Source organism: Alicyclobacillus sp. SO9 (assembly GCF_016406125.1).
Classification (GTDB): Bacteria; Bacillota; Bacilli; order Alicyclobacillales; family Alicyclobacillaceae; genus SO9.
On the sequence record NZ_CP066339.1, the window covers coordinates 3,041,021 to 3,063,859 of the forward strand.

The 22,839-nt window shown below is 49.3% G+C and carries 24 protein-coding genes; 8 read left to right on the forward strand and 16 right to left on the reverse strand.

Going from position 1 to position 22,839, the window contains the following annotated elements; genetic code table 11:
• The first annotated feature begins 10 nt into the window (after nucleotides 1-10).
• Nucleotides 11-748 carry a M48 family metallopeptidase gene (locus GI364_RS14270; RefSeq protein ID WP_198849934.1) on the forward strand — a complete coding sequence of 246 codons (738 nt, stop codon included), beginning with the start codon at nucleotides 11-13 and terminating at the stop codon, nucleotides 746-748.
• Between the two features lie 138 nt (nucleotides 749-886).
• Nucleotides 887-1,399: a c-type cytochrome gene (locus GI364_RS14275; RefSeq protein ID WP_198849935.1), complete on the forward strand. Its 513-nt coding sequence runs from the start codon at nucleotides 887-889 to the stop codon at nucleotides 1,397-1,399.
• Nucleotides 1,400-1,481: 82 nt separating this feature from the next.
• Here GI364_RS14275 and GI364_RS14280 read toward each other — a convergent pair whose 3' ends face one another.
• The 6 genes from GI364_RS14280 to menB are packed head-to-tail and all read right to left on the reverse strand — an operon-like array spanning nucleotide 1,482 to nucleotide 8,583.
• Nucleotides 1,482-2,141, reverse strand: coding sequence for a TlpA disulfide reductase family protein (locus GI364_RS14280; protein ID WP_198849936.1), 660 nt, complete (start codon nucleotides 2,139-2,141; stop codon nucleotides 1,482-1,484).
• A 45-nt stretch (nucleotides 2,142-2,186) separates the two neighbouring features.
• Nucleotides 2,187-3,008 (reverse strand): 2-succinyl-6-hydroxy-2,4-cyclohexadiene-1-carboxylate synthase, encoded by an 822-nt coding sequence (gene menH, locus GI364_RS14285; protein ID WP_233095802.1) that lies wholly within the window; start codon nucleotides 3,006-3,008, stop codon nucleotides 2,187-2,189.
• A complete protein-coding gene (menD, locus tag GI364_RS14290; RefSeq protein WP_198849937.1) occupies nucleotides 3,005-4,765 on the reverse strand; it encodes a 2-succinyl-5-enolpyruvyl-6-hydroxy-3-cyclohexene-1-carboxylic-acid synthase in 1,761 nt (586 codons plus the stop codon). Before menD ends, menH begins: the two co-directional genes overlap by 4 nt.
• Nucleotides 4,758-6,233, reverse strand: coding sequence for an isochorismate synthase (locus tag GI364_RS14295; protein WP_198849938.1), 1,476 nt, complete (start codon nucleotides 6,231-6,233; stop codon nucleotides 4,758-4,760). The genes menD and GI364_RS14295 overlap by 8 nt, the downstream gene beginning before the upstream one ends.
• Entirely contained in the window at nucleotides 6,197-7,720 is a 1,524-nt protein-coding gene (gene menE / locus GI364_RS14300) for an o-succinylbenzoate--CoA ligase (protein ID WP_198849939.1), read from the reverse strand. The genes GI364_RS14295 and menE overlap by 37 nt, the downstream gene beginning before the upstream one ends.
• Before the next feature lie 44 nt (nucleotides 7,721-7,764).
• Nucleotides 7,765-8,583, reverse strand: coding sequence for a 1,4-dihydroxy-2-naphthoyl-CoA synthase (menB, locus tag GI364_RS14305; protein ID WP_198849940.1), 819 nt, complete (start codon nucleotides 8,581-8,583; stop codon nucleotides 7,765-7,767).
• Between the two features lie 297 nt (nucleotides 8,584-8,880).
• Here menB and GI364_RS14310 point away from each other — a divergent pair, with 297 nt between their 5' ends.
• Nucleotides 8,881-9,789, forward strand: a complete 909-nt coding sequence (locus GI364_RS14310) for a 1,4-dihydroxy-2-naphthoate polyprenyltransferase (protein ID WP_198849941.1) — start codon at nucleotides 8,881-8,883, stop codon at nucleotides 9,787-9,789.
• 27 nt (nucleotides 9,790-9,816) lie between these two features.
• Here the strand turns inward: GI364_RS14310 and GI364_RS14315 are convergent, their stop codons facing one another.
• From GI364_RS14315 to GI364_RS14355, 9 genes are all read right to left on the reverse strand, one after another.
• A complete protein-coding gene (locus tag GI364_RS14315; protein WP_198849942.1) occupies nucleotides 9,817-11,103 on the reverse strand; it encodes an APC family permease in 1,287 nt (428 codons plus the stop codon).
• A 299-nt stretch (nucleotides 11,104-11,402) separates the two neighbouring features.
• On the reverse strand, nucleotides 11,403-12,269 hold the full coding sequence (locus GI364_RS14320; protein WP_198849943.1) for a PhzF family phenazine biosynthesis protein: 867 nt from the start codon (nucleotides 12,267-12,269) through the stop codon (nucleotides 11,403-11,405).
• A 15-nt stretch (nucleotides 12,270-12,284) separates the two neighbouring features.
• Nucleotides 12,285-12,881: a DedA family protein gene (locus tag GI364_RS14325; protein ID WP_198854034.1), complete on the reverse strand. Its 597-nt coding sequence runs from the start codon at nucleotides 12,879-12,881 to the stop codon at nucleotides 12,285-12,287.
• Nucleotides 12,882-13,113: 232 nt separating this feature from the next.
• Nucleotides 13,114-13,413 carry a hypothetical protein gene (locus GI364_RS14330; protein ID WP_198849944.1) on the reverse strand — a complete coding sequence of 100 codons (300 nt, stop codon included), beginning with the start codon at nucleotides 13,411-13,413 and terminating at the stop codon, nucleotides 13,114-13,116.
• 297 nt (nucleotides 13,414-13,710) lie between these two features.
• Nucleotides 13,711-15,330, reverse strand: coding sequence for an APC family permease (locus tag GI364_RS14335; protein WP_198849945.1), 1,620 nt, complete (start codon nucleotides 15,328-15,330; stop codon nucleotides 13,711-13,713).
• Between the two features lie 169 nt (nucleotides 15,331-15,499).
• On the reverse strand, nucleotides 15,500-15,676 hold the full coding sequence (locus GI364_RS14340) for a hypothetical protein (RefSeq protein ID WP_198849946.1): 177 nt from the start codon (nucleotides 15,674-15,676) through the stop codon (nucleotides 15,500-15,502).
• 193 nt (nucleotides 15,677-15,869) lie between these two features.
• Nucleotides 15,870-16,433 (reverse strand): DsbA family oxidoreductase, encoded by a 564-nt coding sequence (locus GI364_RS14345; protein ID WP_255524684.1) that lies wholly within the window; start codon nucleotides 16,431-16,433, stop codon nucleotides 15,870-15,872.
• 491 nt (nucleotides 16,434-16,924) lie between these two features.
• Nucleotides 16,925-17,617, reverse strand: a complete 693-nt coding sequence (locus tag GI364_RS14350) for a hypothetical protein (protein WP_198849948.1) — start codon at nucleotides 17,615-17,617, stop codon at nucleotides 16,925-16,927.
• Nucleotides 17,614-18,156 carry a TlpA family protein disulfide reductase gene (locus tag GI364_RS14355; protein WP_198849949.1) on the reverse strand — a complete coding sequence of 181 codons (543 nt, stop codon included), beginning with the start codon at nucleotides 18,154-18,156 and terminating at the stop codon, nucleotides 17,614-17,616. The genes GI364_RS14350 and GI364_RS14355 overlap by 4 nt, the downstream gene beginning before the upstream one ends.
• A 131-nt stretch (nucleotides 18,157-18,287) precedes the next feature.
• On the opposite strand from GI364_RS14355, the gene GI364_RS14360 reads away from it, so the two are divergent.
• The 4 genes from GI364_RS14360 (at nucleotide 18,288) to GI364_RS14375 (ending at nucleotide 21,799) form a co-directional block, all read left to right on the forward strand.
• Nucleotides 18,288-18,584 (forward strand): metal-sensitive transcriptional regulator, encoded by a 297-nt coding sequence (locus tag GI364_RS14360; RefSeq protein ID WP_198849950.1) that lies wholly within the window; start codon nucleotides 18,288-18,290, stop codon nucleotides 18,582-18,584.
• Between the two features lie 26 nt (nucleotides 18,585-18,610).
• Nucleotides 18,611-21,040 carry a heavy metal translocating P-type ATPase gene (locus GI364_RS14365; RefSeq protein ID WP_255524452.1) on the forward strand — a complete coding sequence of 810 codons (2,430 nt, stop codon included), beginning with the start codon at nucleotides 18,611-18,613 and terminating at the stop codon, nucleotides 21,038-21,040.
• Nucleotides 21,041-21,099: 59 nt separating this feature from the next.
• Nucleotides 21,100-21,306, forward strand: a complete 207-nt coding sequence (locus GI364_RS14370; protein ID WP_198849951.1) for a heavy-metal-associated domain-containing protein — start codon at nucleotides 21,100-21,102, stop codon at nucleotides 21,304-21,306.
• Nucleotides 21,307-21,619: 313 nt separating this feature from the next.
• On the forward strand, nucleotides 21,620-21,799 hold the full coding sequence (locus GI364_RS14375) for a hypothetical protein (protein WP_198849952.1): 180 nt from the start codon (nucleotides 21,620-21,622) through the stop codon (nucleotides 21,797-21,799).
• 14 nt (nucleotides 21,800-21,813) lie between these two features.
• Here GI364_RS14375 and GI364_RS14380 read toward each other — a convergent pair whose 3' ends face one another.
• Entirely contained in the window at nucleotides 21,814-22,107 is a 294-nt protein-coding gene (locus GI364_RS14380) for a Dabb family protein (RefSeq protein ID WP_198849953.1), read from the reverse strand.
• Between the two features lie 139 nt (nucleotides 22,108-22,246).
• On the opposite strand from GI364_RS14380, the gene GI364_RS14385 reads away from it, so the two are divergent.
• Nucleotides 22,247-22,816, forward strand: coding sequence for a hypothetical protein (locus GI364_RS14385; RefSeq protein ID WP_198849954.1), 570 nt, complete (start codon nucleotides 22,247-22,249; stop codon nucleotides 22,814-22,816).
• The last annotated feature ends 23 nt before the right edge of the window (nucleotides 22,817-22,839 follow it).

Below are 22,839 nucleotides of genomic sequence, written 5' to 3' on the forward strand. Positions count from 1 at the left end.
ATGTGTTCCTGTGCATTCTTCAAAGAACCGTAACAAACTCACTATCCAATCATTTAAAGGCTTCCCCGTTCGTGTACAAACGAGCACACGCCGACGAAAGACCATCACCATTAAAGTTCTGGAAACCGAAATTGTGGTACAAGCTCCACACACCGCTTCTACAGAAGAAATTGAGAAGGCCCTGCAAAAGCACAACAACTGGATTCTGTCCGCAATAGAGGAACGGCAATCAAGTCAACATGGTTCAGAAGCACAGGATGACGACGGCTGGCGACGGCATCTATTATACCAAGGAAACCCGCTCGTGCTGAATCTGCATCGGCGCGATTCGTTCAGAAACGCCTCTATGAAATACGACGGACACCGACTCCACATCAGCGTTCCGCAGTCGTCTGAACACGAATTAAAACTGTATGTGACCGAATGGTTCAAGTACGAAGCACGGGAACGTCTACCGCACCGCGTTGAGAGCTGGGCCAAACGGTTAGGTGCATCCTACGCCAAAATTCGAATTAAAGACGTTTCATCACGATGGGGCAGTTGCAGTACAAAAGGAAACCTTAACTTCAACTGGCGCTTAATTTGCGCTCCTGAATCTGTTCAAGACTACGTCGTCGTTCATGAACTGTGCCACCTCTGGGAGATGAACCACTCGAAACGCTTTTGGACCTTGGTGTCGCAAGCACTTCCTGAGTATAAGGCGGCACAAACCTGGCTGAAAATTCATGGGAAATCCCTCTACTTTTGAACGTGTCTAAATTTTACAACGTAATTTTTAAAAGCGACACGAAATTTTAAACTACTGAGTTACCAAGCCCTATGCATACCCCAGTTGATGCGTCTATACTTTTAAGAAGTGGCCCGCTGTTGATTGGAGGATATGTCTATGAAGATGTCACCCATCGGTATTTTAGTAGTTTTATTAGGTCTCGTTGTTGGCATTGTATTTTGGACGGTCGGCTATCAAGCTTTGCCCAATAATGTCACACACAAGGATATCAGTAAAGACAATAAGATTCTGACTTCAGTCAAATCAACCGGCAACAGCACTTCAAGTTCAGCGGGTCAGGCCGGGAGTTCATCAAGCAATGGGGCTGGGAGCTCCAGTCTGCCGACAGTAGCAAAAATCCCTGCGTCGAAGATTAAGTTCACAGACACGAGCATGCCCGGTTACAAGCTGTTCGAGAAGACGTGTGCATCCTGTCACGGCAATAAGGGGGAAGGTGCCTTCGGTCCTCCTATCTACGCCATCGGCAAGTACTGGAACACGGCACAGTTGACGCACTTTGTTGAGAATCCGAAAGGCGGAATGCCGAAAAACGGAAATCTCCAAAGTACAGCACAGGTACAGCAGGTCGTGAATTGGCTCGTAAAACAAAAAGCCAGCGGCGGAAACTAAGAACACATGACAACTGCATAAGAAGCACAAGAGGGTAGCGTCGGTTGCGACGTTACCCTCTTCTGCTGTATCTGGCATGCGCTTATGATGAATGCTCAAGCTTCTGTGCAATCGTGTTCATGTCCTGCTTCGTCATATACCCGAGGTGGAACAGGATTACCTTCCCTGAAGGACTGATAGCAAATGTGGAAGGATATGCCGTAACACCGTATTTCTTCTCAAACTGATTCTTTGTGTCCAGCAGCACAGGATAGTCAATCTTGTGTTCCTTAACAAACTTCTTCAATCCAGACATGGTGTCTTGAGAGGTCATATCCAACCCAATAACCTGAACCTTTCCCTTGTACTTATTGGCCAAGTTCACCAAATCCGGTGCTTCCATATTACACGGAGGGCACCATGAGGCAAAAGCGTTGACCAAGAGGGGCTCCCCCTTTTTCAGCAGACTCTTTAAATCAACGCTTGATTTTCCATTCAGCGGTTTCACCGTAAAGGCTGGTGCCGATTTCCCCACGAGGGGCGAGTAATTTGCTACCGGAATCGAAGTGCTGGCCTGAGTGGCATTACTTGACCCTGTACCACTGCCTGAAGCAGGCGATCCCGAAGTCAGATTTCCCGCTGTTCCAACACCGCTCTGTCCCGCAACGCCCCCGTTACTGGTGTTTGTGGCTCCAGCCGCGCCACATCCTGTCACAAGCAGCGTCAACGCGGCGGCCGAAATTGCGCTCGTCCTCCAACCCATGATGGTGCCTCCTTCGTTTGAAGCATATCGTCATCTCAATACAAGTCATCTGCATCGAGACCGTAAAAATGTAAATACAGCATTCCAGAAAAGAGAAGGTTGTTCCAAATGCACTGTGTGTCCCGCGTCACGGATAGAGATGTGCTCGCTACTTTGCATGATGGCTGTCATTCGCTCCGCTATCTTGGAAAACTTGTTGTCTTCCTCACCTGTTACAAGCAGGACTGGGACCTGCATTTCACTTATCCCCAGCCAGTACGAAGGCTGTACCCCAGTACCCATACCCCGTAGGCTATTTGCCAAACCACGAGGTATCTGCTGCAAACGAATGTCACGCTGTTGTTGTAGGGTCGCCTCAGTTAACCTGCTCTGTGTTGCAAACAGGGGGATGCGCTCCCACTCTCGAACAAACGATTTGACACCTATAGCTTCAATGCGATTGGCCAGCTCTTCGTCTCGTGCGATACGTGTCTGGCGCTCCTCCTCGGACGCAAGTCCCGGCGAACTGCTTTCGAGAACAATCGCTTTAACATGTTGACTATAATGCAGACTCAGACCAAGAGCAACTCTACCACCCATGGAATAGCCTAAGCAAGCAAACGCGGCAAAGCCCAACTGACGCACAATGTCCATCAAGTCTGCAATTTGCTGGTCTATAGTATAGCGTGATGCTTGCATCGGTGCATCTGTTTGACCATGACCCAACAGGTCTGGAGCAATCCACAGAAATTGAGCGTTATTCTCCATAACTGGCCGCCAAACTCCCGCACTCCCCGTAAAACCGTGAAGCAAAAGTACCGGAAAACCGCTCCCCGCCGTCAAAACACGGTAACGGACACCTCTGACATCAAGCATCTCCTCTTTCATAGCAGCGCCTCAACACCCTTGACAATCCGCTCCACAATTTCCTTATGTTTCAGAACGTTGTCATCTGTGTCAAATTGCAGTTCCAGCACTCGAAGCCCAGATTCCCGAACAAGGGAATCCATTTCAGTGCGAAACTCAGTCCAACTGGAGGCCGTACTGTATTTTGCCCCGTAAAGCTGTTCTGTGCCCGAGTAATTCACGCCATGTGGTGTGCGAAAATGGTAAAAAGTATCCTCATACTCTGCCTGAGGAAGAAATGAAAAGATACCGCCGCCGTTATTGTTTACTACAACCACCAGCAAATCGATATCGTTTCTCTGAGCTGCCAAAAGGGCATTTAAGTCATGGTAGAAGGAAACGTCCCCAATGACAAGGACCGTTGGCTCCGCGGGATTGGCGGCTGCTACACCTAAGGCCGATGAAACCACTCCATCAATGCCGCTGACGCCGCGGTTCGCAAACAGTTTCAACGACTTCTGTGTCAATGCCAAAAACGAGTCAAAATCGCGAATAGGCATGCTGTTTCCGATAAAGACATTGGCTCTTTGCGGCAAAGCCTCAACGAGTTCCGGTACCAGTTGACCCTCGTACCAAAACTCCTCTGCACCCGCTTTTTGCAACAGGTCATTTGCTGCGTCGTTCAGCGCCTGCCACTGCTCAAGCCACGTAGAGCGCATCTGGTTGGTTCCCGCCGCCAAGGCTGCCAATTCATTGCAAAAGTCGACCGGGTCCGCTTGGATCACATCTGTTGTTGTGAAAACGGGATCGCGCCACAGCGGATTTGCATCAACAACCGCCTGCCGGCATGCGGCGTGTCTTTCAATATATTGCAGCAGTGCCTTTGACGTCGGTGCGGCTCCGAACCTGAGAATCAGCTCCGGCATCATGGCAGCTTGAAATTCAAGCGAACGAAGCAAAAGATCTGCCGTATTGATAACCTTTTCTTTACGATGATTACCAGTACGGAGGTGGGACAATGGGTCGGCAATGACGGGCCAGCCAAGACTTGAGGCAAGATTCACGACAGCTTGCGCACTCTCTTCCTGGTGCATAGCTCCGCAAACAATGACGCCGCGCTCATATTGATGGAATTCCTGATGTAACTGCGTCATTTGGGTTTCGGAGATTTTGGGCTGCGAGGGCCAGACGCGAATTTCGGAGAAGTGTGAGTGCTGCTCGACAGAAGCAGATGCACTCGCCGCCGCATCTGTTTCTGTCGGGATAATCAGGGGCTCGCGAAACGGCCAGTTAACGTGTACCGGACCAGCAGGTACTGCAGCACAAACGGCAGCGGCCCGGACTGCAGCAGCCCGCGCGTGGCGCCTCAAGACATCAGTCAATTTTGGGACAGGCATTTGGTGTTCCCACTTTACAAAAGGAGCTAAGATTCCCCGCTGAAAGCTGGTCTGATTGGCACCGCTGTCATATAGCTCCGGCGGGCGGTCCCCCGTCAAGAGCAGCAGCGGCAAGCGAGCGTTGTGGGCCTCCATCACAGCCGGCAAGTAATTTCCGACAGCGGTTCCAGAGGTGCAAACAAGTGCTACTGGCTGCAGCTTGGCACGCGCCAGTCCAACGGCAAAGAAGCCGGACGACCGTTCATCTAAAATGGACCAAATAGAAAATTTTCCATGGCGTGCAAAGGCCATGGTGAACGGGGTCGATCGCGATCCTGGAGAGATACACACATCCCTCACCCCCGCATGATAGAGCTGTTCCACAAACGCGCCTACGAGTGCCAAGTGCTCATTCTCAGCCATCCGTCTTGCCCCCAATGTGTGAATGTTGTAACGCTGTCTGCATCGGGCGTAGCTTCAGCTTTGTTTCCTGCCATTCCTTTTCCGGAGTCGACTCTGCCATAATCCCTGCTCCAGCAAACAGGTACCCGCGTCCCGGCTCGAGCAGACCTGACCTCAGGGCAACTACAAATTCACCGTCACCGCTCGCCGAGACAAACCCAACCGCACCCGCATACCAACCGCGTACGGTCTGTTCTCTTTTTTGGATGACTGACAATGCGGTTGGACGAGGGTCACCTGCAACAGCCGGAGTCGGATGCAGCCGTTCCACCAGTTGCAACACGTCTCCGTTGTCAAGTTGGCCCCGTACAGGAGTGTATAAGTGCTGTACATTAGCAAGTCTGCGCAGGATGGGCTGACTCGCGACATCTAACTCACTGATTTTGTCAGCTATGGATGTGACGACATAGTCTACAACGACGGCGTGCTCATGCCTATCCTTGTCACTCTCGAGCAACTGACGCCCCATTTCCGTATCCTCGTCCGCCGTATCACCTCGGCGAATACTGCCTGCCAGACAATCCACGTGAACTTCCCGGTTCATGACTCGCACAAGGCGCTCCGGACTTGCACCAAGAAACACTTGTTCTCCTTGACGCAGTGCAAAGGTTACGCTCTGCGGATAGCTTGTGACCAACTGGCGCAGAGCGAGAGCCAGGTTTGCACCTGATTCCAGCGGAATTTCCATGCATCGGGCCAAAACAGCCTTGCGGTATTCCATATTCCCGATTTCACGTGCTGTTGCCTCGACAGCATCTCGCCACTGCTCGTACCCTTGGCTCAAATCATCCTTTCCAATGGGTGACAACCGAGTTGATTGCAAAAAGGGCGAAAATGCGTCCGTGTGCTGCTCCTGTGGTGTAAGCCAAGCTGTGAGGTCACTGACAGCCTCCTGCACCACCGCTTCGATATCAATACCCTCGTCCAGTCGCGTTTGAAACGTCACAGTTTGCTCCCGACCGGCACGAAACTGCCACCGAGGCAAAATAAACCGAGCATCCGGCCAGTCTAACCAAGGTGCTCCCCTGCGATTGGGATCAAAAGAATAGCCCCCAAACCACAACGGAGGCACAAACTCGTTCCCTGTGTCACTTTGTTCGAGATGGTATCCGCTCATCTGTTCTCGTATGTCTTCGAATCGGCCGTCACCCGACGCAGTGATCTCGTCGGAGACCCCAAATCCAGCCAAGAGTATCTCCTGCTCAGGGGCATACCACACATAGTCCCAAGCAGACAGAGGTGACGCACTGACTGCCGCAGCAAGCCACTCGAAGTCCACCAGTGCAGGCATCGAGACCCTCACGACAACATTCTTTAGCTGTCCCGGATATTTATGAAAAGCACGTCTTATGTGTTCTGCCAGTGTTTCCTTAAACAGTGTCACATCAACTGTCAGTGTTTTGTTGTTTGCCAGTCCTTCTCCAACCATTCCTGTAAGATCCTTCGCAATAGTTTCCCTGACGCATTTCGCGGCAGGTGTTCAATCTCAATAAAGTCTTTCGGAACCTTATACCCAGCCAGTTGCTTCCGACAGTAGTCTTGCAATTCCGAAGTGCTGACGGCTTTCCCGCAAGGGACAATCACTGCAAGCGGTACCTGTCCCCAGTCCTGGTCCGTGACGCCAACCACCGCAGCTTCAGCAATGTTCTCGTGTTTTTCGAGCACTGATTCAATTTCAGCAGGATAGATGTTTTCACCGCCGGAGACAATCATATCCTTGCGTCTGTCAAGCACGTACAAATATCCGTCACTGTCCTGATACCCTACGTCTCCCGTCCACAACCAATCGCCGGAAATGGCAGCCCTCGTCTCTTCAGGACGGTTTAAGTAACCTCCAAAAACCGAGGGTCCGCGAACGACGATTTCGCCAGGTTCAAGGGGCGGTCTCTGAGCCGCCATGGGGTCTCGGCCATCTTGTCGCGCTTGTGGATTGACAATGATGACTTCATTCATCACCGACGGCAGTCCTGACGATCCAATTTTCTTCAGACCGTCTGCTGGCGACAAAGTACACACTTGTGAGGACGTCTCCGTGAGTCCGTAACTCTGAGCAACCGGAACACCAAGTTCTTGCGCACGCTCGAGCAAGCCTTTAGAGGCGGCACTTCCTCCCAACAGGACTGCCCGCAGCGAGGATGGATACCCACTCTCACCGTGCTCATCAAACATGCGTTGTAACATCGTTGGAACGACGGAAACAAGGGATATCCCCTCATTGTCAATTGCCTCGTTGACAAGAGCAGCATCAAACCCATTATGAATCACCGCAGTCGCGCCATAAATCAAACAACGCAGCAGTACTGACATTCCGCCGACGTGAAACAGGGGCATGGGAACGAGCCATTTGTCCCCAGGCACAGTTCCAAGCTGCAACGCAGCCCCCACAGCCGACCACCACTCGTTTCCGAAAGTCAGTTGCGCACCTTTCGGCCTACCAGTGGTTCCGGAGGTATAAATGACGGCATGAACGTGATTCAAATTGATATGCGTATTCTGCGTCCCCGGGTTGACCGGAGACATCTCAGCCAAGTTTATCAACTGCAGTCCCGCGACGTGTTTCTGCAGTTCCCTGGCTTCCGCTGCTTTCTCAGTATCATGCAGCAACCAGGACACTTTTGCATCCTGGAGCTGCCACGCCAACTCTGGAACACGTAAACGCCAGTTGAGCGGTGTAATCGTCAACTGTGCTTGAATCAGCGCATGTACCGAAAGTGCATATAAGTGCCCATCCTTCGCTAAGACACCAACTCGTCCTGTGACCTTGCGTTGGCGCAAAGCGCCTGCCATCCCAGTCGCAAGCTCATGCAATTCCCGGTAACTAAAGGTGCCGGACGGAGTGGACAGAGCCGCAACATCCGGATGTGTCAGCTTCCGTTGGTGCAGCCAATCTGGAATCCATGTTGCCGGTGCTTCCACAATCGTATCCCCCGTCATCTGTGTCTCTTATCCATATGCAAAGCTTAAGGCAGTCTGCGGAACTTTGAAAAGTCCGGTTTTCTCTTTTCCAGAAATGCTTCCTTGCCTTCACGCGCTTCCTCACTCATGTAATAAAGCATCGTTGCATCACCGGCCATTTGCTGCAGACCAGCATACCCGTCTGTATCCGCATTGAAAGCCATTTTTATGAAACGAAGTGCAATTGGACTCTTCTCAAGAATTTCTTTTGACCACTGAATCGCAGTCTCGTCCACTTCAGCCAACGGTGCAACTGTGTTTACAAGACCCATCTCCAATGCTTCCTGTGCGTTGTATTGTCTGCACATGAACCAGATTTCCTTTGCCTTTTTCATGCCTACCTGCCGTCCCAACAGGGTGGACCCGTAGCCGGCGTCAAAGCTTCCTACTTTCGGACCTGTTTGTCCGAAAATGGCATTATCCGCTGCAATGGTCATGTCACAGACCACGTGCAGAACGTGGCCGCCGCCAATTGCGTATCCCTTCACTACCGCTATTACGGGTTTAGGCAAGGCACGAATTTGTCGTTGCAGGTCCAATACGTTCAGACGCGGAATGGTGTCTTCGCCGACATAGCCTCCATGACCGCGAACGCGCTGGTCTCCGCCCGAGCAAAACGCTTTGTCCCCGGCTCCAGTCAAAAGGACAACACCGGTTGTCTCATCGTCTCGAATGTGCTCAAATGCGTCAATCATTTCTTTTACCGTCGTCGGACGAAATGCGTTATGTACCTCCGGACGGTTAATCGTCACACGTGCGATACCTTGTGCGCGCTCATAGATAATATCTTCATATTCTTTAACTATCTCCCACTGTACAGGCATGTTTCATTCCTCCAATTCAAGATGGTGCACATCCAGCTTGTCTGTTGTGCTGGACAGAAAAAGACCACATCCAGTATAGCAAACATCCATTGCAATGAGGAAACTTGTCTGGAGAATGTTTCGGCACTCTGTGCATTTCATCCCCTCAATTTCTATAGTTTGGCTTTCTTCCATGGCTTTGTTATTGCCGTCTTTCTACATTATTTGATAGTATCTTGTCAGAGACATGAGGGGGTAGCGTTTTGAACCCGCCCATATCCTAATTATGTAAATTCGTCATAGAGAGGCGTAGAAACAGTGACCCTTCGGCATCGATTACACATCCTGTGGCGGTTGTTGCGGCCGTACACGCTCGTTGCAGCCGTCGTTCCGGTTCTGATTGGAACAGGGCTGGCATTTACGAAATCATCTTTCCATCCCGGACTTTTCATCAGTTTTCTTTTGGCAGCTATTTTGATTCAATCTGCAACAAACATTTTCAATGAGTATTTTGACTTTCGGCGCGGTCTGGATAACGACAAAATGACCGGGATTGCAGGTGCGATTGTACGCGACGGCGTCCGTCCGAGAACCGTTTTGGCGCTAGCATGGGGATTTATTCTGATAAGTGTTGTGCTGGGGGCGTACATTTGCTCACAGACGACTTGGTGGATCGCGTTGCTCGGCAGCGTCTGCATCGCCGTAGCCTACTTTTATTCGGGAGGACCTAAACCGCTGTCCTATACTCCTTTCGGAGAACTGGCCGCGTCAGTGGCAATGGGACCTGTCATCGTCCTGATTGGATTCTACATTGAGACCCAGGACATTACTACAAGAGCCGTCGTCGCTTCCCTGCCCATTGGTCTGTTGATTGGCGCCATCCTATTGGGAAACAATATTCGTGACATCGAGCATGACAAACGGGGCGGGAGACGGACCATAGCCATTTTGCTCGGACCTGAGGGCGGACGAATCTTGTTTGCTGGGGTGTACGTTATCACCTACATCATCATCCTCGCCTTGATTGTCCTCGGAATGTTAACACCATGGGCCTTACTGGTTTTACTCACGGTTCCGTCAGGCTACGCCGTAGTCAAAGGTTGGATGCAAAGCAGAGCAGATGCAAACAAGCTTCAAGCGGCTTTTAAGGGAACTGCCTTGCAACTCCTGCGCGTCGGGGCGTCCATGTTTGTTGGCTTAGCAGCTGCTGCTTGGATTCACTTTTAAAAATGCTGTTGTCCCCGCCTATACAAGTCACGGATATCGCAGTTCCTCTGTCTTCCGTTGGCGGTAGCGTTGCAGGACATAGAACCCCATTCCAACGAACAGACACGCGGCCGCGGTTAAAAGTTGATGCACAGACTCGTTGGTCAATAGTACTGTGCAAAGCAGAGCGGCCGTAGAAGGAATCGCAATTGGGACTCGCATGCCGGTAAGCCCGCGGCTTCGCTTTCGATAGCGCAGTGCGACAACCGATACACAGACCATAAGATATTCATACAGGCGGGCTACTACATTGAGTAAAATGAGACTGGAGAAACTGTGACTGAGAGCAAGGGCCATGGCAAATACGGCTGTGGTCCAAATAGCTGCTACAGGTGTCTTGTACACCGGGTGAACGGTTGCCAGCCAGCCGGGCAGTACCTCATCCCGTGCTAAGGCGTAAAGCGATCGCGGTGAGGACAACGCCACCCCGCTCTTCGTTCCCAGTATCGACAACAATGCGCCAATCGTCATAAAAGTGAGCCCACCGGCAAACATAAGTCGCCCAACTGTAGCCAGCGGTGCATTGGCAGTCGCTAACTGCGGGTCAATTCGAAGGGCTGCATATTGAATTAGCATATAAAACAAGGTTACGCCAACGAGTGTACCAATAATCGCCACAGCAACGGTCTTTCTGGGATTGACCATTTCTCCCGCCGGGACTGCTGCCATTTCAAATCCGCCGTAGGCAAAAACCAGCAGCAGGACAGCCTTTAAGAAATTTGCATGAGGTACGGTTACTGCTGAGAGTCCGGCCGGTGCAGAGACAAAAAAAACACCGTAGACCACTAATAAGATCAAGGGCATAAACTTCGCAACCGTCAGGACCTGCAGACTCAATGCGCCCTTTTTCGCCCCATGCGTATTTAACCAAGCCAGTCCTCCGACAACCAAAACAATTAATACTGAACGAAAGGGTTTTACTGCGGGTATCAACGTATCCGCATAAACGGCAAGTCCATTGGACAATACAGCCCAACCAACGACATAGTTAATCCATGCCATCCACCCCACGCTGAATCCAGCCGTCTTACCCAACCCCTGCCTTGCGTATACGTAAGAGCCGCCGGTCTCGTTAAACATCGAACCTGCTTCCGAATACGCCAGCCCAATTAACAGGCACAATGCACCCGCCGTGAGCACTGCCCAAACAGCGTTTGCGCCCGCGTACTTGGCAACCTGTCCAGGAAGGAGAAAGATTCCACCCCCTACTACACCGTTTACTCCAAGTAGAAATATGGCAGGTGTCCGCAGCGACCTCTGTAGCTCGGGTTTCACGGTCTCCACTCCTTTGTGTTTCATCTGTTCTCAAAAACGTGCAGCACGGGATTATATAACCAGTCTTGACCACAGCCATCCCAAACATGCCTGGTCACCTTTTTTTCGAAAGGATTAACGTGACGCGGGTACTACAAAAAGAGCGGCAGTGTGTCCTGCCGCTCGCATTTATGCTTTCAATCACTTCCATTCTAAGTTCTAGCGGGATACTTGAACGCTCCCAATCGTCACATTTTGGATTGGGTTCGACGCGATGTGCAAGGCTGCTCGAAGGCCGGAGTCCAAGAAGATTACGGAAATCATATGGTCATAAGTCCCTTTAACACCGTTGCGGCTTTCCCTCCTACCTTCACTTGCATTTGATTCTGCATTTTTGACACGGCAACATGAATGAATCCGGGACGTCCAACCGACCAGCCCTGTTCAAAAACAAATTCCCCTGGCTCGAGTTTGCCCTGATCTACAAGCCATGCTCCTAAAGCGCCGCTCGCTGTGCCTGTATGCGGGTCCTCTAAAATGCCAACGGCAGGAGAAAAATCACGTGCATGGAGTGTGCTATCTCTCTCCTTGGTAGAAAAGGTATAGACGTGGGTACTAGCCGCACCCTGTTGTTCATTCAATTTCTTTATAGCATCAAAATTCGGCTGCAAATGTTCTAGAACGTCAAGTCCTGTAACAGGAACCATGAAGTCCCAGAGTCCAGTATAGGCTAGCCCGAAGGGAACTTCGGAAGATATGGCAGACGGGTCGATGCCAAGTAGTTGAGCCATGTCCTTTAATGAGATGTCATTTACACGTTGGAACTTAGGCGCCGCCTGATTCATCCAGACCGTACCGTCAACACTAATCTGCATGGTAAGCTCTCCAACATTTGTACCAACCCGCAAAAGGCCTGTCCTATTTCGTTCGCTGTGAAGCAAGTGGAGCGTAGCCACAGTCGCGTGACCACACAAATCCACCTCTGTGGCAGGGGTAAAATAGCGAAAGCGCAGGTTCCCAATGTCATCCTGAATCACAAAAGCCGTCTCCGAACAATTTAGTTCCCGTGCAATGTGCTGCATCTGCAGCGGCGTCAAATCATTTGCTGATAACACGACGCCTGCAGGGTTGCCGGAAAAGGGAGCAGTCGTAAACGCATCAACTTGAAACACTTCAATTTGCCTCATCTTACGTCTCCTTCCTCAACCTCTCGTCTTTCGAATCCATCGCCAAATGACATAACCAAGTCCCATGACGACAATCAAAATGACAATAGGAATCGCGAAACGGTGAAAAAAGAAATGATATCTTCGCCAAGCAATCCCGATGTACTTACCAATTAGAACAAAAAACAGCACCCAAAGAACTGCACTGATTGCATTTATGATAGAAAACACATAAAATCGCATCTTGTTAATGCCCGCTAAGTACGGCACCAATACACGAATTCCAGCGATGAATTTTGCAAACAGAACAATCCAGAGTTCTGACCTTTGAAATCGGCGTTCAGCGGCATTTAGTCTTTCCTCTGTGATTCCTACGTATCTGCCCAGGGCAAGAATAACGGGTCTTCCTAAATACCGGCCAATACCGTAGGCGACCGTCGATCCCACAACGTTCCCAATCACGGCTGCCACTACCAACGGTACGAGAGAAAAAACGTGTTGTGTCCACTCAAATCCTGAAATTGTAAGTGTCGTCTCGGCCGGAAACGGTATTCCTATCATTTCTGTTAGCAGAATGAAAAAAACACCCACGTAGCCATATGTATGTATAAAGTGTTGAACGTCAAAGTGCATCACGTCAAATCCTTCCTGCGACTTCCTCGTACCATTTTATCCTTGTTACAAAACGTTCAAACAAGTGATTTCATTTATGTAGGGAACAGTATAGAGAAAGTAAGAGAGAATGAAACTCTCAATGAATGCAAAGGGGACATTCACCACGTGCTCTATCTAAAATTCGCAAAGATCTGAGGTGATGCATCAAAAAATGAGTACGCTTAATGCGTACTCATTTACTCTGACAAGATTAGGCTGTATCATGCCGCCTTATTTGCTTTGCAGCATTTAACTTACACTGTTGAAGCTGTGTCAAAATCCGCTTAGCTCCCTCTTTCGAAACAGGAATATATATGATGGGGTGTCCTGCAGCACGAATTGATACCACCCGCACATCGATATACTTGCCCATAGTGACGCAAGGTGCCAACTCGACAACAGTTTCCAATTCTCGGGCGTGGATTCTCAGCTCGCTGTCCGCTTGATAAATAATGATGTCATCGTTGTCCTTAAGAATCGTAGTCGCTTCGTCCCGAAAAATATCCACCATACAAACCTATCCCCTTTGAACTGATGTCCACAGAAGGCTGACCCGGGGGGCCGCAATAATCCCCATTATATGCATGGAATCGTACAACACAAATCCCTAAATTGACGGAAATTCTTCTGTTACCACATATTTATGGTATTTAGGTTTCACAGACGCATATTCTCTCTCATTCACGGATGTTTACGGATGTATCTACTTTCAAAGGACGACTTTCTAAAAGCTGTCCGATGAGTGCCTAAAATGCAATAGTCCCTCTGAGCTACGTTCGCTCAGAGGGACCAAATGAGACAGAGGTTCCTACACTTCCATTGTCCGCATTGCTTCATCTTCTTCGTCATCTGTGTCAATCTGAGGCTGAGGCAACGCGCTTGCCACAGCCCAGTAGTAGATAACAATTGCGCCTGCACCCACAATCAACGTATCCCAGGGGCTTGCTATGTAAGCGTGAATTTTTCCATCTGCACCCGTCGGACCGAATGAACCCAGTCGTTCCATCACCAATATGAAGAAGAAGTACACAATTAACCATGCTGCCGCTTTCCACTCAGTCTTCAGTTTTTGATGCCAAGAAGCATCGCGATCCATGAAAGCAAAATACAAAACCAAAGACGCCAAGGACATGGTTATCAACAGTGCATCCGTAGTCCATCCTGACCAGTAAATAATCCATGTTGCGAAAATAAACGCCACAGGCGACCAAAATTTCCAGCCCTTCAGTTTAAACGGACGCGGTAAATCCGGGCTAGATTTGCGCAATGCCGCCTGGGAAATTGGACCAATCATGTACGTCATGACAGTAGCCGATGTAACAGCGGAAATGAGTACACCCCATTGGTTGAAATGAAAAGGTCCGTAATTCGGCAAAATCCATGCAATGGAGAGCAATACAGACAGCCACAGCGCACCGCGCGGAATACCTGTACGTGCATTCACTTTCCCAAATATGGAATAGAAAATACCCTTTTTCGCCCACGCAAAGAGCACGCGAGCCGTTCCTGCCATGTATACATTACCAGTTCCCGAAGGTGAAATGACAGCATCAGCATAGACCAGGTTCATCAACCACATCAGACCAAGGACCTTGGCGATATCTGCATAGGGTTGATCAAAGGAAATCCCGGACCAGCCATTTGCCAATAGATGAGGTGGAATAGCGCCAATAAAGGCTTGCTGCAACAGGAGGTATAACCCTGCGCCGACAATCACTGACAGCACGATGGCCCACGGGATGTCCCGCTGTGGTCTGCTCGCCTCGGCTCCAAAATCGACCGATTGACGAAAGCCCAGGTAAGCAAAGACAATGCCCGCACCTGTAACAGCCTGCATGATGCCGTGGAGCCCTCCTGGTGCTGCACCAGTTACAGAATAGTTTCCTGGATGAATATGTGTAAAGAGCATGATAATGATGATAATTGGGACGATAAATTTAAATAACGTAACAATCGTATTGACTTTGCCAAAAACGTTAACGCTCCAGTAATTAATAAGAAAGAATACAAACAAAAGTGCTACCTGCAAAAGCATGCCAAGAAATGACGGGCTGTGAGCCGTTCCGAGGGCGTGCCACCAGCCTGTCGCGTACTCACGGAATGCATCCGTCTCCACACCAGCGACACTGGAATAAGCCAACATTGAGGCAAAGCCAATAAACCATCCCACCATTGAACCGTGGGTATACTGCGGATACCGGACAAAGCCGCCGGCCCTAGGCATTGCAGCGGCCAACTCTGCGTAGACCAGACCAATAAGGATAATTGCTGCTGCACCGAAAAGCCACGCAACCCATGCGAGATTACCGGCATAGTGCGCTCCCTTCATGGCACCGTACAACCAGCCTGAACCAATAATGGAGCCGATACCAAGGAGCGTGAGGTCAAGAAGTGTAAGCTTTTGCTTGAACTTTGAAGAACCTGCCATAGTTTCTCTCCTTTCGAATTTTAGTAATTAAATTAGTGGAACTGCATCTAGCATTATAATTTTATTAATCTAAGAAGTCAACAATTCCTTTTGTACTATAAAACATATTATTTTCAATTAATTTTCAATAAATGGACACAAAAGGATCACAAATCGTTCACAAAGGAGGTTATTGTATCAGCCACAGCCAAATCAAGCTTGCAGGCAGCAAAACAGCATTACCGAACGCAGAAGTCTTATCACCTTTCTGAAATTCACGTCTGATTGTAATGACATAACCCGTAACTAGGCCCGCAGTCACAAGAATGGTCAGTTTTTTCTTTTGATTGGATTTTTGACCAGCCACCTGTCACCACTCCCTCCTACAGGAGATGCGCTACAAGCAAAGATTGTACACAACGAACATCCTTGCACCATGTGCTTCGAGGTAAATGGACGCAGCCGCGAATGGAAACGGGCTGATCTGCTGCCATGGGAAATATGACAGCAAATCAGCCCTCAGGCAGAATGGCCACGTCCTCAAGATTTCCAGAAATCCATCATTGTGTGCCGGAGTTTTGTTCCAGTTGCCTAAAGGCCTGTCGAAATACTTCCGGCGGCTGTGCACCCACCAATTTGTAGGTATCGTTAATAATAAACGTTGGCGTTCCCGTAACCTCATACATTTGCCCTTCCTGTTGTGCCGCATACAAACGCTGTTCATAGCGCCTGTTGGAGAGAGCATTCTGCAACCTTGGGACATCTAACCCAGAGAGGCGCGCTACCTCGTACAACACTTCATCATCACCAATGTCCCTGCCATCCCGAAAGTAGGCTTCGAAAATCCGCTGATGGAATTCGTGAAACCGGCCTTCGTCGCGTGCAAACTCACTGGCTTGCAAAGCGTTTCTGGAATTCGCTAAGAGATTCAGCTTGCCAAACGTCAGACCGTACGGAGTCCCCATCTCTTGCAAACGTTGCGTCATCGCATCCGCTTGCTCAGGCGGGAAACGTCCCGACAAATCCGTTCCCTGTTTGGGGGTGTCCGGGTGAATTTCGTAACTAATCCATTCATCGGTAATGAAAAACTCTTTTTTCAATGACTCGACAATCCCGTTGCCGATATAACAAAATGGTCATATATAATCTGAAAAAACCTTGACTCGAAACTCCATCTTGTCACTCCTTAAGCTTGTACATTTCATTCCTTATACATTGAATTCTAAAACCGGCCATGTCAAATATGTGCACTAGCTTACTGTCGTGTCGCAACGATGAGGTTTGCCAGATTTCGGCCAAAACAAAACGGCGCACCGAATTTCGGCACGCCGTCCGCGGACATTCTCAGATTGAATCAGTACGCGGGAGTAGTTGTGCATGTAGTTGTAGTCCCGTAGGGAATCAACAACATGAAGAGCACAAAGATAATCAGGAAGACAATGGCCCAACGTGTATAGCCTCCCAAAACGCCTCCGTCATACATTCTGATTCCTCCCTCCGTGCCAAACTTACACACATGGTATGGCATCGTCTTCTCAGTCGACACGGCGTGAGCACAGAGGCAAGCAGCGGGTTCACGGAAAGATTGAACTGACACAGGTCTGGAGACAATCGGCTATTCGGCAGTGTTTGGTTGCGTCTCCGTTTTTCTGGTAAAGCCACGCACAAAGCCAATGTACCCTGCCCCCATCACACCTACATAAACCCACTGGGCTGGAGTAAACCACAGCCATACTACCGTTTGGGGAACAATCATGGATGACGCGAGCAACAACAGACTCACCCCAATCCAAACGAATCCGACAACATATTGTTTAGCGCTGCTCTTTAACGTAATGGCCCACATTAAGAGAAACCCAATTCCTCGGACAACTGCCTCCAAGCGAAATGGATGGAGTGAGGTGGCTGTGAGGAATGCAAAAACAAGTATGCCCCCAAAAAGGAATGCTCTCGAACCAAGTAGTATGACCTTCGCCTGATGGAGTTCCTTATTTCTATAGAACTTTAATGACAAGTACCCTGCAACAGCCAGAACTCCGATAAACCACCCGTACCTAGACGATCCGTTTACCATTGACAACACATCATTTTTGATATTGAAATCAAAGCCGACGATGAGTCCAGCGACAAATCGGTTGAACAACACGTACGCAAAAAACACATCCGACACTAGACCAAGAATCGGTCCAACTGGTTCGCTTGGACGCACTTTAGATAGCATCCTTAAATACAGCCAGACACTCAAACATCCAATTCCTAATGCTATCCAGTCAGCGGGGATTCTCTCATAGATTGAATACAGACTCACTTGGCTATCCTCTCCAGTTCCGAATAGAGGGTTTTGTGGGACAAGGGGCCCAAATTCTTCCCAACAATAACGCCGTTTCTATCGACGAAGAAAGACGCGGGCAATGCGACAATATCGTACTTTCTTGCTGCCGCCCCAGTTGTGTCCAGCGCAACGGGCCAGTTCATGCCGTACTTCTTCATAAATGCCTTTGCATTGGACAACGTATCTTGTGAAGTTGCATTAATGCTTAAGAAAATCACCTTGCTGCCAAACTTCTTGTACACTTGTGCAATATCAGGCGACTCAAGTCTGCAGTATGTGCACCAGGAAGCCCAGAAATTAATGAAAACAGGTTTGCCCTTTAAATCGTTCATTGATATGCTTCCGTTCGGAAGTTCCTTGAGCGCAATCGGCGGCATTTGATACCCTACTTTTGGTGCATATGCAACGGTAGTCACTTGTGTTTTCGAGACAGGTGTTCTTTCGGTTGTGCCCACCCACACAACAAACATCAACAGCAATAATCCTAACAATGTGGACATGACTTTTTTCTGCACGGGTTGCCCTCCTGAGATTCATGACAATTTCTCGAATACAAAGAAATCCCGCCTCGATTGTATCATAATAGCTTGACATACCATACCTTACGGGGGTACCGTTAGGGAAACCGTAAAAGTGAGGCGTAGCCATGGAACAGATACATGTAGGTCATTCATATGCGGAACAGAGTACCGATTTACAGAAGCGACTGCGACGCGTTGAAGGGCAAGTCAGAGGCCTTCAAAAAATGATTGATGACGGTCGCTATTGTGTGGATATTCTAGTGCAAATTGCGGCCGCGAAAAACGCCCTTCATCAGGTTGGGCTAACCATACTCGATGCACATACCCGTGGGTGCGTAGCTGACGCAATCACTAACCAAGAGAATGAGAAGCAAAAGATTGACGAATTAATGGACGTCATTCGCCAATTTACTAAGTCATAACTCCTGTCGCAAGAGGAGGCGATATCGTGCCTGATGTAAAAGCAGCAGAGAACAAACCCAATAAGGGATGGACAGTACCCGTTGAAGGCATGACATGTGCGGCCTGTGCTGCACGGATTGAGAAGACAGTTTCAAAACTGCCGGGCATCCAAGATATCAACGTCAATTTGGCCTCGGAGCGGGCCAGCTTTGTCCTGGATGAAGGGACTTCCTGGAAAGACGTGGTCCAGCGAATTGAAAAAACTGGATACTCCGTGCCTTTCCGAGAAGTGGAATTGGATATTCAAGGAATGACGTGTGCAGCGTGTTCAGCACGAATTGAGAAGGTTGTCGGTCGTCTCGACGCAGTAGAAACTGTAAATGTCAACCTTGCTTCCGAAAAGGCTCACATCCGGTATGTTCCCGGAATCATTGAAGAATCAGCTCTCATCGGAGCTGTTGAGAAAGCTGGATACAGTGCCAAACTTGCATCTGAGACGGCTGCTGAAGAAGAACGCCAACGTAAACAGCGAGAATATCGACGTGATGTACTCAAATTTTGGGGCTCTGTAGCCCTAACTTTGCCGCTTGTTATTCAATTATTTACTGCAATGTTTGGCGGTCCGAAATTCCTCCCGAACTGGTTTGGCTGGATTTTAGCCACTCCTGTTCAGTTCTATGTAGGCTGGAGATTTTACAAAGGTGCCTACCACTCCCTGCGCGGCGGTGCCGCCAATATGGATGTGCTAGTGGCCCTTGGAACTAGTGTCGCTTACGTCTACAGCGTCGTATTGACACTCGTGGGGAGCGCCAATGTGTATTTTGATTCTTCGGCCACTGTCGTAACCCTTATTTTCATGGGAAAACTACTTGAAGCAAGAGCTAAAGCAAAGTCAAGTTCCGCCGTGGAGAAATTGGCAAAACTCGGTGCCAAATCCGCACACCTTGTAGAGGATGGAAACGAGCGCGATGTGCCTGTTGAAGACCTGAAGGCTGGGGACGTTGTGCGGGTGCGTCCTGGAGAGAAAATTCCTAGCGACGGTGTGGTTTTAGATGGCTCAACAGCAGTCGATGAATCATTCCTCACGGGAGAATCTCTACCTGTTACAAAGCAATCTGGAGACAGCGTCGTTGGTGCTGCTGTCAACCAAAACCAAGTGTTTACGATGAAGATCACGAAAGTAGGGTCAGACACAGCTTTAGCTCAAGTCATTCGCCTTGTCGACCAAGCACAAGGATCGAAAGCACCCGTGCAACGCCTCGCAGACAAAATTTCGGGCGTGTTTGTGCCGGCAGTTCTTATCGTGTCTCTGCTAACCTTTGTCTTGTGGTGGGTATTCGTAGGTTGGTCCGCAGCCCTGATTGCTGCCGTCGCGGTACTGGTAATAGCGTGTCCGTGCTCACTTGGACTTGCAACACCAACTGCGATTATGGTTGGCACAGGAATGGGAGCAGAAGCCGGCATCCTTATCAAAGGCGGCGAACACCTCGAACTCGCCCACAAACTTACGACAGTCGTGTTTGACAAGACGGGGACCATTACCAACGGTACTCCTGAGGTCGTGGATACGTGGGTGGCTCCGACCGTAGATGAAAAGACAATGCTTGAAGCTGTCACCTCTCTTGAAGCACAAAGCGAACACCCATTGGGGTCCGCGGTTGTTAGACACGCTGAAACAGCGGGTATCCTCCCCCTCCCAATCACAAATGTTCGGGCGACTCCAGGAAAAGGTATCGAGGGGCAGATGGGTTCAGATGTCATTCAAGCCGGGAATAGAAAATGGTTAGAAGAAACCAGGGTAACAGGTTTCCCAGACGCGGTCGTCTCCCGCTTTGAACATGCCGGTCGAACGGCAATTACCGTTGCTCGAAACAAAATGGTGATTGGAGTACTGGCAATCGCTGACAAAATTAAGCCTGAGGCCGCCAGTACGGTTCAACAGCTGAAGTCCCTCGGCATTGAAGTCTGGATGATTACGGGCGATAACGAGCAGACTGCACAGGCAATTGCCAAGGAGGCTGGCATTGATAATGTTATGGCCGAAGTCCTGCCATCGGAAAAATCTGCGAAAATAGACCAACTGAAACAGAATGAACAAATTGTTGGAATGGTCGGTGACGGAATCAATGACGCCCCTGCCCTTGCTGCAGCCGACATTGGCATTGCCATGGGCACAGGTGCGGATGTCGCACTTGAAGCTGCTGATATTGCTCTCATGCACAGCCGGACACAAGGCGTAGTGGAAGCAATTCTTTTGTCCAAAGCAACCATGCGTAAAATTCGACAAAATCTATTCTGGGCGTTCTTCTACAATGTCTTGGGAATTCCACTGGCAGCTGCCGGTATCTTAAGTCCGATTATTGCTGGTGCAGCAATGGCATTCAGTTCTGTAAGCGTGGTGTCCAACAGTCTGCTCTTGCGCAGAACGAAACTTCGCAAGGAGGTGAATGCGGACACATCCCATACGGCGGCTTGATGCTTTTGTGAAGATATGAACGGCCCTAGACATCTATTTAAACAAAAGGAGATGTTCGTGTGACAACAGCGACAATTACGGTAAAGGGAATGACTTGCAACGGGTGTGTAAATTCCGTGACGAAGGCATTGACATCGGTGACAGGTGTTCAAGACACAGTGGTCAGTCTAGACGCAGAAAATGCCAAGGTAACCTTCGAAGAGACACAGACGAGTCTGCAGGCCTTAAAGGACGCTATTGAAGAGGCTGGCTACGACGTCGAATAAAATTCACCTGCCCGGCACCTATTGATGTGACGACTGCCCTCGTTGGGACGGACGCCATCATACGAAGAAAAAATTATAAACGATGAGCGGTTGTCCAAGCGGTCCTACAGGAGGACGCAGGGCAACCGCTCTATGTTTTGCTGCTTGTTCTCTTTGAGATGTTGGACTCCTCTTTGTCTTTCAATTTTTCCAGAATTGTTACTTCCAACAGTGCTTCCCCTTGCCGCTGCTGCCCGCTTCGTCATAACAGGTGAATAAACCTGTGACTGGCGGGAATCCTGAGTATAAGTCTTGTGCAAGGGAGTGAAGCCGAATGTTTTGGCCCTTTCAAAAACTGACCAGAGTGCCCATGGAGACTTCTCATGATGAGAGCCTGGAATCCTACATCAGTCATGCCACTGCCGACGGTGCATATTGGGACGAAGGTTCCCCATATGGAAATGCACAGCATGTGACTGACCCTGATAGTAGTAACAGCAAAACGACGTCGTAGACAGCAGAACCAAGCTAGACCTCAAAGTCCAGAGACATGCTTTCCTTCAAGCCAACCTCGGACATATATTGCTTGACGGCTTCATGTTTTGGATGCGGCGCATACTTTTCCAAAGCCGCTTTGCTGACAAACCGAGCACGCAGTCCAACATCGAACCCCTTGCTTCGCTCGGAGAAGTTATGTCCGGCATTGTAGTCGACAATTCCTGCAATCTCATCTTTCAATCCTACTAGTCTGCGAATCACCTCGTCTTTTTGTTCCTTGGTTGTGCTTTCGTCAAACTTGAGCCATACCAGATGTTCTATCACAGAAAATCCCCCTATCCTTCAAGATTCTTGCTGCACAATTTCTGCTGCGATTCTGGTCTTTTCATAAAACTAGGGTTGCCGCAACTTCTACCAATATATAATATCGTAGTTACATTGATAACGTAAGGATGGACACTAGGTGCCACAGCGCAAACTTTTTTTAAAAACGCTGCCTTTTCTAATCGGTGCGGGTGCACTTTTTGTTGCAGTAGCCGATACATTTAGTCAGCCCCAAGCTGCTCCTGTCAAAAGCCATTACAGTGTACAATTTTCAATTCGTCAGCCGCAAGCTAAAGGTGCCACATCTGGACAGACTGTGCAAACCTCTATTGAACTGCATATTAGGAAATGGGATCCAAACTATGACAAGACACGTTACCAAGTATTCCTTATTTTTACTTCTGTAAGTACAAATGTCATGGACGTTTATGACAATTCATCTGGTAAGTTTGTGTTCGGAGGGTGGTACAACTTTGGCGACATCAACAGAATCCTGAAACAGCACAAACTGAGTCCTGTACCAAACAATGAAGGCGAACATACGTGGCTCTATGTATCTTCACAAGCGCCCTTCTCCAGCCGTATCATTGCCACAACGCGAACAGTCCCCCAGGCAACGAATTGGAGAATTGCTGTCATTGCGGAACAACGACAGAATTCAAACATTTCCATCCTTTGGAGCAAAGTGTATCGCCCGGCGTCGCCATAGCAGGGCTGCAGAATGCTGCGCAG